General features: G+C 60.1%; 12 protein-coding genes and 1 pseudogene. 7 read left to right on the forward strand and 6 right to left on the reverse strand.

What is annotated here, in order from left to right; genetic code table 11:
* Window positions 1–60: 60 nt before the first annotated feature.
* From kdpD to kdpF, 5 genes are read right to left on the reverse strand one after another with little or no spacing between them, the layout of a single operon-like run.
* Window positions 61–2748 carry a two-component system sensor histidine kinase KdpD gene (gene kdpD / locus EDF82_RS13130; RefSeq protein ID WP_123755973.1) on the reverse strand — a complete coding sequence of 896 codons (2688 nt, stop codon included), beginning with the start codon at window positions 2746–2748 and terminating at the stop codon, window positions 61–63.
* Between the two features lies 1 nt (window position 2749).
* A complete protein-coding gene (gene kdpC, locus EDF82_RS13135; RefSeq protein ID WP_123755974.1) occupies window positions 2750–3325 on the reverse strand; it encodes a potassium-transporting ATPase subunit KdpC in 576 nt (191 codons plus the stop codon).
* Between the two features lie 10 nt (window positions 3326–3335).
* Entirely contained in the window at window positions 3336–5384 is a 2049-nt protein-coding gene (gene kdpB, locus EDF82_RS13140; protein ID WP_123755975.1) for a potassium-transporting ATPase subunit KdpB, read from the reverse strand.
* Between the two features lie 20 nt (window positions 5385–5404).
* On the reverse strand, window positions 5405–7084 hold the full coding sequence (gene kdpA, locus EDF82_RS13145; protein ID WP_123755976.1) for a potassium-transporting ATPase subunit KdpA: 1680 nt from the start codon (window positions 7082–7084) through the stop codon (window positions 5405–5407).
* Window positions 7084–7173 (reverse strand): K(+)-transporting ATPase subunit F, encoded by a 90-nt coding sequence (kdpF, locus tag EDF82_RS13150; RefSeq protein ID WP_123755977.1) that lies wholly within the window; start codon window positions 7171–7173, stop codon window positions 7084–7086. The genes kdpA and kdpF overlap by 1 nt, the downstream gene beginning before the upstream one ends.
* A gap of 309 nt (window positions 7174–7482) precedes the next feature.
* Here kdpF and EDF82_RS13155 point away from each other — a divergent pair, with 309 nt between their 5' ends.
* From EDF82_RS13155 to phrB, 3 genes and pseudogenes are all read left to right on the forward strand, one after another.
* Window positions 7483–7689: a DUF2517 family protein gene (locus tag EDF82_RS13155; protein ID WP_123755978.1), complete on the forward strand. Its 207-nt coding sequence runs from the start codon at window positions 7483–7485 to the stop codon at window positions 7687–7689.
* Between the two features lie 109 nt (window positions 7690–7798).
* A pseudogene (locus EDF82_RS13160) lies at window positions 7799–8272 on the forward strand (YbgA family protein); the annotation flags it as partial.
* 27 nt (window positions 8273–8299) lie between these two features.
* Window positions 8300–9742, forward strand: coding sequence for a deoxyribodipyrimidine photo-lyase (gene phrB, locus EDF82_RS13165; RefSeq protein ID WP_123755980.1), 1443 nt, complete (start codon window positions 8300–8302; stop codon window positions 9740–9742).
* Here the strand turns inward: phrB and dtpD are convergent.
* Window positions 9714–11192: a dipeptide permease DtpD gene (dtpD, locus tag EDF82_RS13170; RefSeq protein WP_123755981.1), complete on the reverse strand. Its 1479-nt coding sequence runs from the start codon at window positions 11190–11192 to the stop codon at window positions 9714–9716. The two genes, phrB and dtpD, sit on opposite strands and share 29 nt — an antisense overlap.
* Window positions 11193–11462: 270 nt before the next feature.
* On the opposite strand from dtpD, the gene EDF82_RS13175 reads away from it, so the two are divergent.
* From EDF82_RS13175 to pxpA, 4 genes are read left to right on the forward strand one after another with little or no spacing between them, the layout of a single operon-like run.
* Entirely contained in the window at window positions 11463–12206 is a 744-nt protein-coding gene (locus EDF82_RS13175; RefSeq protein WP_123755982.1) for a type 2 GTP cyclohydrolase I, read from the forward strand.
* 14 nt (window positions 12207–12220) lie between these two features.
* A complete protein-coding gene (pxpB, locus tag EDF82_RS13180) occupies window positions 12221–12877 on the forward strand; it encodes a 5-oxoprolinase subunit PxpB (RefSeq protein WP_123756235.1) in 657 nt (218 codons plus the stop codon).
* Complete coding sequence (gene pxpC, locus EDF82_RS13185) at window positions 12871–13803, forward strand: 5-oxoprolinase subunit PxpC (protein ID WP_123755983.1); 933 nt, start codon at window positions 12871–12873, stop codon at window positions 13801–13803. The genes pxpB and pxpC overlap by 7 nt, the downstream gene beginning before the upstream one ends.
* The gene (gene pxpA, locus EDF82_RS13190; protein ID WP_123755984.1) at window positions 13793–14539 is read left to right on the forward strand and encodes a 5-oxoprolinase subunit PxpA; all 747 of its coding nucleotides are present in this window, start codon (window positions 13793–13795) and stop codon (window positions 14537–14539) included. The genes pxpC and pxpA overlap by 11 nt, the downstream gene beginning before the upstream one ends.
* Window positions 14540–14595 lie beyond the last annotated feature (56 nt).

Consider the following 14595-nt stretch of genomic DNA (forward strand, 5'->3'; position numbering starts at 1 on the left):
CCCGTTCAGACAGATAAGCGATACTGCGCCTGAAACGCCCAGGATAAACACGCTGCCGGGTCAGGCAGCGCCATGCCACTCATCCAGCGCCGGGGGCGTTTCTCGCGGCAGTGTAACACGGAAGCAGGCGCCGCCTTCTGGTCGCGTGTAGGCGCTGATGGTTCCACCGTGCACTTCGACAATTGCCCGGCAGATGGCCAGCCCCAGCCCAACGCCCGGGATCGCCGACTCCTTATGCCCGCGGGCGAACTTATCAAAGATAGCCTGTTCCTTGCCGCTCGGGATCCCAGGGCCGTTATCCCACACGCTCAACAGCAGTTGGTTGTCATCGGCCTGCGCGCTGATGCCGATCTGCGCCTGGGAACCGGCATATTTCCAGGCATTCTCCAGCAGGTTGATCAACACCCGTTCAAACAGCGGGCCATCGACGTGAACCAACAGCAGCGGGTCGGGTAGCGCCAGCTGAATATGTTGCCCGCCAAGGCCCGGCTCCAGCATCCGTAAGGCGCTGCCAATCACCTCTTCGAGGGTCAGCCACTCTTTATGCAGGTTAAAGCCGCCGGACTGGATGCGCGCCATATCCAGCAGATTGTTCACCAGCCGGGTAGTGTTGAGCACGTGCTGACGAATTTCATTGGCCTGGGGCGCATGTTTCGAGCCTTCGCTGGCAAGGTCGAGGGTCAGGATCTCCGCCTGGCCGAACAGCACGGTCAGCGGGGTACGTAAATCATGGGAGAGGGCCGCCAGCAGCGAGTTACGCAGGCTTTCCCGCTCGCTGTTGAGGCGCGCTTGCTCCTCGCTGGCGGTCAGCGTCAGGCGCTCCAGCGCGCTGGCGACCAGCAGCGTAAAGGTCTCCAGCAGGCGCTGCTGTTCGGGGATCATCAACTGACGCAGGTTATCCGGTTCAACCACCAGCAACCCCCAGGTACGGGTGGCGCTTTTCAGCGGTAAAATTTGATAGGGAACGCCGGGCAGCGTGTCGGTACCGGCTCCGGCCGGCTGGCCCTTATCGAAGCTCCAGTGGGCGATGGCATCATCCCACGAGGTCAGGCCGGGCTGCTGGGTCAGCGGATGCAACTTGCCGCTGGCGTCGGACAACAGTAGCTGGCCGCGGGCCTGAAAGGTCGAGGCGATAAAGCGCTCGCTGGTGGCGGCAATATCATCCTCGCTGCGCCCGACCGCCAGCGCTTTTGACATCTCATACAGATGACGGGTGCGCTGCTCGCGGTAGCGCGCCACGCGCGCCTGGTAGCGGACGCCGGCGGTGAGATTCCCGATCAGCAGGCCGACGGTCAGCATCACCCCGAAGGTCAGCAGGTATTGCACGTCGGAGACCGCAAGGGTACCGCGCGGCGAGACAAAGAACAGGTCGAAGCTGACCACGTTAATTACCGTCGCCAGCACCGACGGCCAGCGGCCGTACAGCAGGGCGATGATCACCACGCCGAGCAGATAGAGCATTACCAGGTTGGCGGCTTCGAAACCAACCAGCCATTGCATCGCCACCAACGTAATGACCGCGCACAGCGCGAGTGCCACACAGCAGCCCTGGATCTGCAGGCGCCACTTTTCCATGGTGGTTCGGGTATCGTTCGCCCGTGCGGGCAGGGGGGCGCTTTTTTCATCGAGGGCGATGACCACCAGATCGAGGTCTGGCGCGTAGCGCGCAAGGCGGTCGGCAAACCCGGTACGGCTCCACCAGCGGCGCTTGCCCTGGCGACCGATGACGATTTTGCCGAGGTTATGTTCCCGGGCGTAGTGCAGCACCGCCTTTTCTTCGTGCGGGTCGGAGAGGGTTGCCGTTTCCGCCCCCAGCTCCTGTGCGAGCCGCAGGGCCGCGAGGATCGCCCGGCGTTTGGCTTCCGGCAGGCGGTGCAGGGACGGGGTTTCGACGTACACCGCGTGCCAGATGCTGCCGAGTCGGGCGGCCAGACGCGCGGCGGCGCGCACCAGCTTTTCACTGCCGGTGTTGTGGCCGATGCACAGCAAAATGGTATCGCGGGTATGCCAGACTTTCTCCTGGCCCTGGTGGTCGCGCCAGGCGCGCATCTGCTCATCTACCCGGTCGGCGGTGCGCCGCAAAGCCAGCTCGCGCAGGGCGATCAGGTTTCCTTTGCGGAAAAAGTTCTCGATAGCCCGCTCGGCCTGGCCGCCAATATAGACCTTGCCCTCGTTCAGACGCTGGCGGAGATCGTCGGGAGGCAGGTCGACCAGCACCACGTCGTCGGCGGCATCAAAGAAAGGATCGGGGACGGTTTCGCGCACCTGCACGCCGGTAATGCCGCTGACGACATCGTTCAGGCTCTCCAGGTGCTGGACATTTACCGTGGTAAAGACGTCGATCCCGGCATCAAGCAGCTCTTCGACATCCTGCCAGCGTTTGGGGTGGCGCGATCCCGGGGCATTGCTGTGCGCCAGTTCATCGACGAGGATCAGCGCCGGGCGGCGTGCCAGCGCGGCGTCGAGATCGAACTCGTGGACGTAGCGCCCACGATGAGAAAGGCGACGCTGGGGGAGGGTGCTGAGCCCCTCGAGCATCGCCGCGGTTTCTTTGCGCCCGTGGGTTTCCGCCACGCCGATCAGAATATCCAGCCCCTGAGCGCGGAGCCGCTGCGCTTCGGCTAACATGGCCCAGGTTTTTCCGACCCCGGCACAGGCGCCAAAGAACACTTTTAGCTTGCCACGATGCGGCTCGCCGGTATGTTGCAACAGGCGGTCCGGGTCAGGGCGCAGCGGCTCGTCACTCATGTTACTTATCCTTCAGGGCATCCAGTGCCATATTCAGTTGCACTATATTTACCACAGGTTGACCGAGAAAACTGACCAGCGGTTTTTCGGTTGCTTCATTGACCATTCGGGTCAACTGTTCAGCGCTGAGGCCGCGGGCTTTGGCGATGCGCGGCACCTGCCAGAGCGCCGCCGGCGGCGTAAGATGACTATCCAGCCCGCTCGCCGACGCGGTGACCAGCTCTACCGGAACGCGTGGGTCAGCATCCGGATTGGCCTGACGCAGCGCGGCGACGCGCTCGCTGATAGCCTTATCCATCGCCGGGTTACTGGCGGCGAGGTTACTCCCGCCGGAGGCCAGCGGATTATCCGGCGTCTCTGCCGTTGCCGACGGGCGTCCCTGGAAATAGCCCGCGTCGGTAAAGTTCTGGCCAATCAGGCTGGAGCCGCGCACTTCACCGGCGATGCGGATCAACGAACCGTTAGCCTGCTGGGGGAACCACCACTGCCCGAGCGCGGTGGTCAGCAGGGGATAGACGCCGCCGGTGATCAGCATTAACAGAATAAATAGCACAAGTGCCGGTCGAATCAATGTCATGGTCATTTCCTCACAGCAGCCCGGTCAGGGTCAGTAACAGATCGATAGCTTTGATGCCGATAAACGGTACCAGCAACCCGCCGAGGCCATAGACCCACAGGTTGCGTCGCAGCATGGCCGACGCGGACAGCGGGCGATAGCTCACCCCCTTCAGCGCCAGCGGGATCAGGAAGACGATAATCAGCGCGTTAAAGATAACCGCGCTCAGAATGGCCGACGCCGGCGAGTGCAGGTGCATGACGTTCAGCATCGCGAGCTGCGGGTAAACCGCGGCAAAGGCGGCCGGGATAATGGCGAAATACTTCGCCACGTCGTTGGCGATACTGAAGGTGGTTAACGAACCACGGGTCATCAGCATCTGCTTACCGATATGGACCACTTCAATCAGCTTGGTCGGGTTCGAGTCGAGGTCCACCATGTTGCCGGCCTCTTTCGCCGCCTGGGTACCGGAGTTCATCGCTACCGCCACATCCGCCTGCGCCAGCGCCGGGGCGTCATTGGTGCCGTCGCCGGTCATCGCTACCAGTCGGCCTTCGGACTGATACTGGCGAATCAGCGCCAGTTTTGCCTCCGGAGTCGCTTCGGCAAGGAAGTCATCGACGCCCGCTTCGGCGGCAATCGCCGCGGCGGTCAGGCGGTTATCACCGGTGATCATCACCGTTTTGATGCCCATCTTACGCAGTTGAGCAAAGCGCTCTTTAATCCCGCCTTTGACGATGTCTTTCAGCGAAATGACCCCCAGCACGCGTTCACCTTCGGCCACCACCAGCGGCGTCGCCCCCAGACGGGCAACTTCCTCCACCTGCTTATCAACATCCGCCGGAAAGTGCCCGCCATTGGCCTCAACGTGGCGGCGAATGGCATCGACGGAGCCTTTACGGATCATGCGGCTATCGATGTTAATACCGCTCATGCGGGTCTGGGCAGTGAAGGGGACAAAGGTCGCGTGCAGCGACTGCAGATCCCGTTCGCGCAGGTTAAAGCGCTGTTTCGCCAGTATCACGATGCTGCGACCTTCCGGTGTCTCATCCGCCAGCGAGGAGAGCTGAGCGGCATCGGCGAGGGTTTTTTCTTCTACTCCCTGAGCCGGCAGGAAGGCCGAGGCCTGGCGGTTACCGAGGGTAATGGTGCCGGTTTTATCCAGCAGCAGTACGTCGACGTCACCCGCCGCCTCCACCGCCCGCCCGCTGGTGGCGATAACGTTGGCGCCCAGCATACGGCTCATCCCGGCGACACCGATGGCGGAAAGCAGACCGCCGATGGTGGTAGGGATCAGGCACACCAGCAGGGCGACCAGCACCGTGACGCTGACCGCGCTTCCGCTCCAGGCCGAGAACGGCCAGATGGTGGCGGTGGCGAGCAGGAACACCAGCGTCAGGGCGATCAACAGGATCGTCAGCGCAATTTCGTTGGGGGTTTTACGGCGTTGCGCGCCTTCCACCATGGCGATCATCCGGTCGAGGAAAGTTTCCCCTGGATTGACGCTACAGCGGATCACCAACCAGTCGGAGAGAATGCGCGTCCCGCCGGTCACCGAGGCAAAGTCGCCGCCGGATTCGCGGATCACCGGCGCGGACTCACCGGTAATGGCGCTTTCGTCCACCGAGGCGCCGCCTTCAATGACTTCACCATCACAAGGGATGATATCGCCGGCTTCCACCAGCACGATGTCGCCTTTGCGTAAATCATCGGCCGGAATATGGTCGATGGGGGCGTCATGCTGCGGCGCGCGCAGCTTACGGGCAAAGGAGGTCTTTTTGACCCCTTTGAGGCTATTGGCCTGGGCTTTACTGCGGCCCTCGGCCATGGCTTCGGCGAAGTTGGCGAACAGCACGGTAAACCACAGCCAGATACTCACGGCGGCAGTAAACCCGGCGCTGCCAGTGAGATGCCCGCTGGCCATCGCCACCGCCAGCAGGGTGGTGATCAGGCTGCCGATCCAGACGATGAACATCACCGGGTTGCGCCACTGAACCATCGGGCTGAGTTTTTTCACTGCGTCCAGCAGCGCCTGGCGCACCAGCGTCGGCTCCAGCAGGGCTAATTGCTTGCGACTCATAACAGATTGCTCCGCATCACTTACAGTAAGGAAAAGTGTTCCGCCAACGGGCCGAGCGCCAGTGCGGGAATAAAGGTCAGGGCGCCGACCAACAGCACGGTGCCAATCAGCAGACCGACAAACAGCACATCGTGGGTGGCGAGGGTACCGGCGCCGGTGGGCTGGATTTTCTTCTTCACCAATGACCCGGCGATCACCATCACCGGCACGATGACGCCAAACCGACCGACCAGCATGCAAAATGCCAGCAGCAGGTTCCAGAACGGCGTAGCCGCGCCGAGACCGGCAAAGGCGCTACCGTTGTTGTTGGCGGCGGAGGTCACGGCGTACAGCACTTCGCTGAAGCCGTGAGGGCCGGGATTGAACATCCCCGCGCGTCCGGCGTCGGTCATCATCGCCAGCGCGGTGCCCAGCAGGACCAGCGTTGGGGTCACCAGAATCGCCAGAGCGATCATCTTCATCTCACGCACGTCGATCTTCTTACCGAGATACTCCGGCGTACGGCCGATCATCAGCCCGGCGATAAACACCGCCAGCATGACAAACAGCAGCATGCCATACAGCCCGGAGCCCACGCCGCCGAAGACCACTTCGCCGATCTGCATCAACCACATCGGGACCATGCCGCCGAGGGCGGTAAACGAGTCATGCATGGCGTTCACCGCGCCACAGGAGGCGGCGGTGGTGATAACCGCAAACAGGCTGCTGGTTAAGATGCCAAAGCGACTCTCTTTACCTTCCATATTGATGCTGCTGTCCGCGCCCAGCGCCAGCAAGTGCGGGTTACCCTGGGTTTCCGCCCACATCACCACCGCCACGCAGACGATAAAGATCAGGGTCATGGCCCACAAAATCGCATGTCCCTGGCGGCGATCGCCGACCACGTCGCCAAAGGCAAAGCACAGCGCCGCGGGGATCAAGAAGATCGCCAGCATCTGCACCATGTTGCTCAGCGCGGTGGGGTTCTCAAACGGGTGGGCGGAGTTGGCATTAAAGAAACCGCCGCCGTTGGTGCCGAGCATTTTGATCGCTTCCTGCGAGGCGACCGGCCCCATGGGCAGCGACTGATGCAGGCCCTCGATCGAGGTGAAAGCCTGATACGGCAGGAGGTTCTGCGGCACACCTTGCTGAATAAAGAACACAGCAATCAGCAGAGCGATCGGCAACAGCAGCCACAGGGTGATGCGGGTGAGATCGACCCAGGCGTTGCCCAGGGTCGTGACCTGCTGACGAGACCAGGCGCGAGTAAAGGCAAAAATCACCGCGATGCCGGTCGCCGCTGAGAGGAAGTTCTGCACCGTCAGCCCGACCATCTGGCTGAGGTAACTCATGGTGCTTTCCCCGGCGTAGGCCTGCCAGTTGGTATTGCTGATAAAGCTCACTGCGGTGTTCAGCGCCAGATCCCAGGAGAGCCCGGGCAGATGCTGCGGGTTGAACGGCAGCGACCCCTGACACAACAACAGAACGAACAGCACCAACAGCCCGAGCGCATTGAACAGCAAAATGGCCAGCAGATACTGGCACCAGTTCATCTCCTGGGTATTGATACCGGCAACCCGCCATATTCCACGTTCAACACCGGCAAGACCCGGGAGCGGGGTATCGTTGATCATCCTGGCCAGCAGCGTCCCCGTGGGGCGTGCCAGCACCATCAGCAGTAAAAGAAAACTGGCGATAAGTAAAAATCCTTGTGCGGCCATCAGAATGCCTCCGCATTTATCAAGGCGTAGACCAAATAAGCCAGCAACAGGAATACCAGCGTAACGCCAGCAATGACGCCTGCACTCACAATCCACCTCCGGGTGTCTTTACGATTTACCCGGAGGATAGGAATTTTGGTGCAAAGATTTTGCAAAAATCAGAATCGGCGGTGTAAAAAAAATATAAAAATCGCAAAAACCACAATTTAACCAATGGTTAGTATTAATTTAACTGTTTCGTAACTTATTTACCGGATGAATGTAAATAAAGGCTAAATCGTCAGCTTTTAGTGGTCGGATGAGTAGTAAAATTACAAGCAAAGCGGTATTATTTTAGCCAGAAAGACATTGTAACTTTACCGGCGTCGATTGCCGGCCTGACAAAGGGGAGAGAAATTATGACGTTGTACAAAAATTATCCTGCTCACGTAATCTTTTTACGTCGTGCCTTCGCCGTTGTGGCTGGCGTAGCGGCATTTCCGCTGATGCTGTTCTGGAAAGATCGCGCCCGCTATTACAGCTGGCTGCACCGCGTCTGGGCGAAAACCAGCGAGCAGCCGGTGTGGATGGCCCAGGCTGAAAAAGCCGCCGCTGATTTTTACTGATCGTCTCTGCCAGACACCACGACCGCCGGTTTTCCGGCGGTTTTTTTTATCGCTTCTGATCTACACTTATGGCGTGCAACCCTAAGGAGCCGCAATGAGTGAGAGTTGGTTAGAGGACGATGATAAAACCCGTTTGTACACCCTGCATGAACTGGATACGCTGCATCGTGAGGGCCTGACCCGCGGCAAGCTGATCGACTTCCACAGTCGCTATAAACTTATCCTGCTGGCCCATTCACAGCCTGAATACCGCAAAATCGGCCCGTTTGTTGCCGATATCGCACAATGGCCGTCGCTGGAGGCCTTTTTTGTCGCCTACCGTGAACGTCTGGTGAGCCTGCTGGCGCACCCCTCAACCCGCCGCAATCATACTAACGTGCTGATGCATGTTCAGGGCTATTTCCGTGAGCATTTGAGCGCGGCGCAAAAGCAGGAGCTGGTCGCCTTGATCGATGACTATCGCCTGGGCCGACAGCCTCTGCTTGCGCCGGTGCGCCTCCTGCAACACTATATGACTGAATTTCCTGATACTTACCTTGCCGGGCAGCGTTATTTTAACCCCTGGCCGGAAGCATCGGTTTAACACGACGTCACTGATTGCAGGAGTTTTATGGCCACTCATCTGGTCTGGTTTCGCGCGGACTTACGTATCCATGACAACCTCGCGCTGGCTGCAGCCTGTCGCGATCCCCACGCGACGGTGCTGGCGCTGTTTATCGCCACGCCGGAACAATGGCGCCAGCATGGCATGGCGCCGCGTCAGGCGGCTTTTATCGCTCAGCACCTGCACAGTCTGCAGCTGGCACTGGCCGAACGCGGTATTCCGCTTGAGGTGATTGAGGCCGACGACTTCGCTGTCAGCGGCGAACGGCTGGCGGAATACTGCGCGCAGCGGCAGGTGAGCCACCTGTTTTATAACTACCAGTACGAAATTAATGAGCGGCAGCGCGATGCGCAGGTGGAAAAAAGGCTGAGCGGCCTGGTGTGTCAGGGATTTGACGATGCGCTGCTGCTGCCTCCCGGCAGCGTGTTGACCGGCAATCGCGAGATGTACAAGGTCTTTACGCCATTCAAAAATGCCTTCCTGCGCCGGCTGCGCGAGGCGCTACCGGAATGCGTGGCCGCGCCAAGAGTTCGTCCCGACGGGCCATTGCAACCAACATCGCTGCCGGAGATCCGCTACCCGCAGCAGGCGTTTGATGCACAGCTGTTTGCCGCCGACGAAAAAACGGCCATTGCCCGGCTACGCACTTTCTGCCAGCAGCAGGTCGCCGATTATGACCAGCAGCGTGATTTTCCCGCTCGGGAAGGCACCAGCCGGCTGTCGCCCTGTCTGGCCGCTGGCGTGCTTTCTCCGCGTCAGTGCCTGCATCGTCTGCTGGTGGAACAGCCCGCCGCGCTCGACGGTGGGGCGGGGGCAGTGTGGCTGAACGAGCTCATCTGGCGTGAGTTTTACCGCCATTTAATGGTGTTCCACCCACGGCTATGCAAAGGTCGACCGTTTATCGCGTGGACCGATAAGGTCGCGTGGCGGGACGATGAGCAGGGGCTACAGGCATGGCAAAACGGCCAGACTGGTTTCCCGATTGTCGATGCCGCCATGCGTCAGCTCAACGCCACGGGCTGGATGCATAATCGTCTGCGGATGATTGTCGCCAGTTTTCTGGTGAAGGACCTGCGCGTCGACTGGCGCGCGGGCGAGCGCTATTTTATCAACCAGTTGATTGATGGCGACCTTGCGGCCAATAACGGCGGCTGGCAATGGGCCGCGTCGACCGGCACCGATGCCGCGCCCTATTTTCGAATTTTTAATCCCACCACGCAGGGGGAGAAGTTTGATAAGGCGGGAGCGTTTATTCGTCAATGGCTGCCCGAGCTGGCGGGCGTGCCGGAGAAGGCGCTGCATCAGCCGTGGCTGTGGGCCGATAAGCAAGGCGTGATGCTGACGTATCCGCGCCCGCTGGTCGATCACAAGCAGGCGCGGTTGGAGACGCTGGCAGCCTGGGAGGCCGCCAGCAAAGGGTCTACTCCACCGCCAGCGCGCGAGTCTTAACGCGCAGGGCAGAGTACAGCCAGATAACCAGCACCAGGCCGACGCAGGCTAAGGCGCCCCAGGTTATCTGGCTGAAAACATTAATGTAGGCATCAATGGCGTAACCAGCTGCACCGGCTTCATCAAAGGACCCCTGGGCGGTCTGGTCAGCAATCACTCCCGCCAGATAGTTGGCGATGGCCCCGGACAGCAGCATATAGATGCCGGTCAGCACGCCGGTCACGCCGGGGATCTCGATGCGGGTGATTTGCGCCATCGCCACCGGGTCGATAAACAGCTCGGCAAAGCCCATCACCGCCAGACCCAACACCATTAACGGCATCGATGACTGGCCGTAGGTCGCTGACCAGCGGGCGCTTAAGGTCAGAATGCAGAATCCGGCGCTCATCAGGCCGAGACCGAGCGCAAACTTACCCCAGATCCGCACGGTTCTGTTCCTGCTAACCGTCTCTTTCACCAGCCACGCCAGCACCATTCCGCAGAGCATCACCGCGAAGGCGTTCACCGACTGGAACATCGCCGTCGGCACTTCGTAGCTCATGACATGACGATTAACGAAGCGGTCGATATACAGGCTGATAGAGCTGCCACCCTGCTGCGCGAAGGCCCAGAACAGCAGGCTGAAGCCGGTCAGGACAATAATCAGCCGCAGATCGCTGCGTTGTTTCGCCGTTTCTGCCCGGCGATAAATACGGGCCAGCACCAGCAGACCAATGACGGTGGCGACAATCAGCGCATAGACCGACCACTCTTTCCAGAACAGAACGGTAATCAGCAGCGGCGCGGCGACCAGCAGCACCAGCAACCAGCCCCAGTTCGGCAGCAGAAAGTGGCGCGCGCGCAGGGCTGCGCGATTGACGCCGGCGGTATGACGGAAATGGCGACCGCCGCAGAGGAAAATCACCAGCCCGGCAATCATCCCGATGGCGGCGAGGGCGAAGCCCATGGCCCAGCTGTACTCTTCCTGCACATAGCCACAGGCGATTGGGGCGACGATCGAACCGATATTGCCCGCGGCGTACATCAGCGAGAAGCCGCCATCGCGGCGCGGATCGGTCGGTTCATACAGTTCGCCCAGCAGGCAGCTGACGTTGGATTTAAACAAGCCGTAACCGCAGACGATGATCGCCAGCGACAGATAGAGGAAGGTCGGGGCAATTTCGCTGGCGCCCAGTACCAGATGGCCGATCGCCATCAACAGGGCGCCGAGCATCACCGCCATTCGGTTGCCGAGCAGCTTGTCGGCCAAAAAGCCGCCGAGAATTGGCGTGACGTAAACCAGCGAGCAATAGGCGCTGAACAGGGCATAGGCGTGGTTATCGTCATACTTGAGCTGATTGGTGAGATATAAAATCAGCAGCGCCCGCATGCCATAGAAACTGAAATACTCCCAGATTTGCAGCGCGACAACGTAATAAATCGCCCGCGGCTGCGATGATTGTCTGTTCATGTAACGTTTAATTCCTGCCAAAAAAAGAAAGTCGATCTTTCTGCATGAATAGCGATTTCGTAGTGATATTCATGGCTTACCAGGCTTTCTGATTATTTAATATGCTTTAATAGTGCATAAATATACACGAATGCGTTATGGGGTGGGTAGACAAATTGCGGGTTTACGCTAAAAGTCAACATAGCGCGGGTTGCACAGGTGCTATCGACGACCTCCGCGGATCCCGTTATGTTATGCCTGTGCACACGATGATGACCTGATGGAGCGACAATGAAAAATAGCGAACTGGAACAACTGATTAACGAAAAGCTTAACAGCGCGACATTCAGCGACTACGGGCCAAACGGCCTGCAGGTCGAGGGGCGTGAAACGGTGCAAAAGATTGTCACTGGCGTGACCGCCAGCCAGGCGCTGCTGGATGAAGCCGTGCGCCTGCAGGCGGATGCGGTGATTGTCCATCATGGTTACTTCTGGAAGGGTGAATCGCCGATCGTTCGCGGCATGAAACGCCAGCGTCTGAAAACGCTGCTGGCGAATGATATCAACCTCTATAGCTGGCATTTGCCGCTGGACGCCCATCCGGAGCTGGGCAATAACGCCCAGCTGGCGCAACTTCTCGGTATCAATATCATGGGCGAAATTGAACCGCTGGTGCCGTGGGGCGAACTGTCGATGCCGGTTTCCGGGCTGGAGCTGGCCTCGTGGATTGAGGCGCGCCTGGGGCGTAAACCGCTGTGGTGCGGCGATACCGGGCCGGATAAAGTCGCGCGGGTTGCCTGGTGCACCGGCGGCGGCCAGGGCTTTATTGATAGCGCCGCCCGTTTCGGGGTCGATGCCTTTATCACCGGTGAAGTGTCGGAACAAACCATTCACTCCGCCCGCGAGCAGTCCCTGCATTTTTATGCCGCCGGGCACCATGCCACCGAACGCGGCGGTATTCGCGCCTTAAGCGAATGGCTGTCGGAAAACAGCGATCTGGATGTGACCTTTATTGATATCCCTAACCCGGCCTGATGAGAGAGAAAAAAGTGCAGCGAGCGCGTTGTTATATGTTAGGCGAAACCGCCGTCGTCCTCGAACTTGAACCTCCGGTGACGCTGGAGAGCCAAAAGCGCATCTGGCGCCTGGCCCAGCGACTGGCGGATCATGAAGAGGCGCTGGATGCGATTCCGGGGATGAACAATATCACCGTCGTCCTGCGTCATCCGCAGACGATGGCGTGGGATGCGATTGAGCAGCTGCAACGCTGGTGGGAAGAGAGCGAAGCGCTGGAGCCGGAGTCCCGGGAGATGACGATCCCGGTGATCTACGGTGGCGAAGACGGGCCAGATTTAGCAGAAGTGGCGCGCCACTGCGGACTGAGTGAGAAACAGGTGGTTGAACTGCACTCCTCAGTCGAATACGTGGTGTGGTTCCTCGGCTTCCAGCCGGGATTCCCCTATTTGGGCGGACTGCCTGAACAGCTGGCGACGCCGCGTCGGGCGGAGCCGCGGCTGCTGGTTCCGGCAGGATCTGTGGGGATCGGTGGCGTGCAAACCGGGGTTTATCCTCTGGCCACCCCTGGCGGCTGGCAGCTGCTGGGCCGCACGCCGCTGGCGCTGTTTGACCCCAGGCGACAGGAGCCGGTGCTGCTACGTTCCGGCGATAAAGTTCGCTTTGTACCGCAAAAGGAGGGGGTATGTTGAAGATGATCCGCGCCGGCATGTATTCGTCAATACAGGACGGCGGGCGCGAAGGACAACGACAGTCGGGGATCAGCCTCTGCGGCGCTCTGGATACTCCCTCACTGGTGACCGCCAACCTGCTGGTGGGGAATGACCCCAACATGGCTGCGCTGGAGATCACGCTCGGTCAGGTGGATATCCAGTTCGAACGTGACTGCTGGTTTGCGTTAACCGGTGCCGCCTGTGAGGCGCTGCTTGACGATAAACCGGTGTGGGTGGGCTGGCGAATGGCGGCGAAGGCCGGCCAGCATTTGGTTTTGAAAACTCCGCAGTACGGTATCCGTAGCTACCTGGCGGTGGCCGGCGGCATCGATGTGCCGGTGGTGCTGGGGTCACGCAGTACCGATCTGAAAGTGGGCATTGGCGGCTTCGAAGGGCGACGCCTGCAGGATGGCGACCGGCTGAAGCTGGGTAAAACGTCCCGCCAGTTCAAGGCGGCGCGCGGCGTTAAACAGCTGCCGCTGAGTAACCGTATCCGTGCGTTACCGGGGCCAGAATACCAGGAGTTTGATACGGCGTCTCAGGGTTCGTTCTGGCGTTCACCCTGGCAGTTGAGCCCCCAGAGTAACCGGATGGGCTACCGTCTTCAGGGCCAGCCGCTCAAACGCACCACCGATCGCGAGATGCTCTCGCATGGCCTGCTGCCGGGCGTGGTGCAGGTTCCGCACAACGGTCAGCCGATCGTGCTGATGAACGATGCGCAGACCACCGGGGGCTATCCGCGTATTGCCTGCATTATCGACGCCGATATGTACCAGCTGGCGCAAATTCCGCTGGGGCAGCCGATTCATTTTGTCCCCTGCACTCTGGAAGAGGCACTGAAAGCGCGTGCTGACCAGCAGCGTTATCTGGAACAACTGGCGTGGAGGCTGAGCGATGATCATTGATTTAAATGCCGATCTGGGAGAGGGCTGCGCGAACGACAGCGCGTTGTTACAGCTGGTCTCCTCGGCCAACATCGCCTGCGGCTTCCACGCCGGCGATGCGATGCTGATGCATCAGTGTGTCCGTGAGGCGTTGAAAAACGGCGTCGCCGTCGGCGCCCACCCCAGTTTTCCCGACCGGGAAAACTTTGGCCGCACGGCGATGCAGCTGCCGCCGGAAACGGTTTATGCCCAGACGCTGTATCAGATTGGCGCGCTGGCGGCGATCGTCCGCGCTGAAGGCGGCGAGCTGAAACACGTCAAGCCGCACGGCATGCTCTACAACCAGGCGGCGAAAGAGGTGCCGCTGGCCGAGGCGATAGCCCGAGCCGTGCGCGATTTTGACCCCGCGCTGATCCTGGTGGGGCTGGCGGGCAGCGAGCTGATTCGCGCGGGCCAGCACTACCAGTTGACCACGCGACAGGAGGTATTTGCCGATCGCGGATATCAGGCCGATGGCAGTCTGGTGCCGCGTTCGCAGTCCGGCGCGCTGATCGACAGCGAAGAGCAGGCGCTGGCGCAGACTCTGGAAATGGTCCAGCACAACCGGGTACGCAGCATCACCGGGGAATGGGCGCCGGTGATTGCGCAAACCGTCTGTCTGCATGGCGATGGCGCACACGCGCTGGATTTTGCCCGTCGTCTACGGGCAGCGTTTGCCGGACGCAACATTCAGGTCAGCGCGGAAACAACAGCATAAAACAATAATTATTAAGTCGTTAACAACACAACCAACACAACAACCAACAGGACGTT

Origin of the sequence: Klebsiella sp. BIGb0399 (genome assembly GCF_003752615.1) — a bacterium.
Classification (GTDB): Bacteria; Pseudomonadota; Gammaproteobacteria; order Enterobacterales; family Enterobacteriaceae; genus Klebsiella; species Klebsiella lignicola.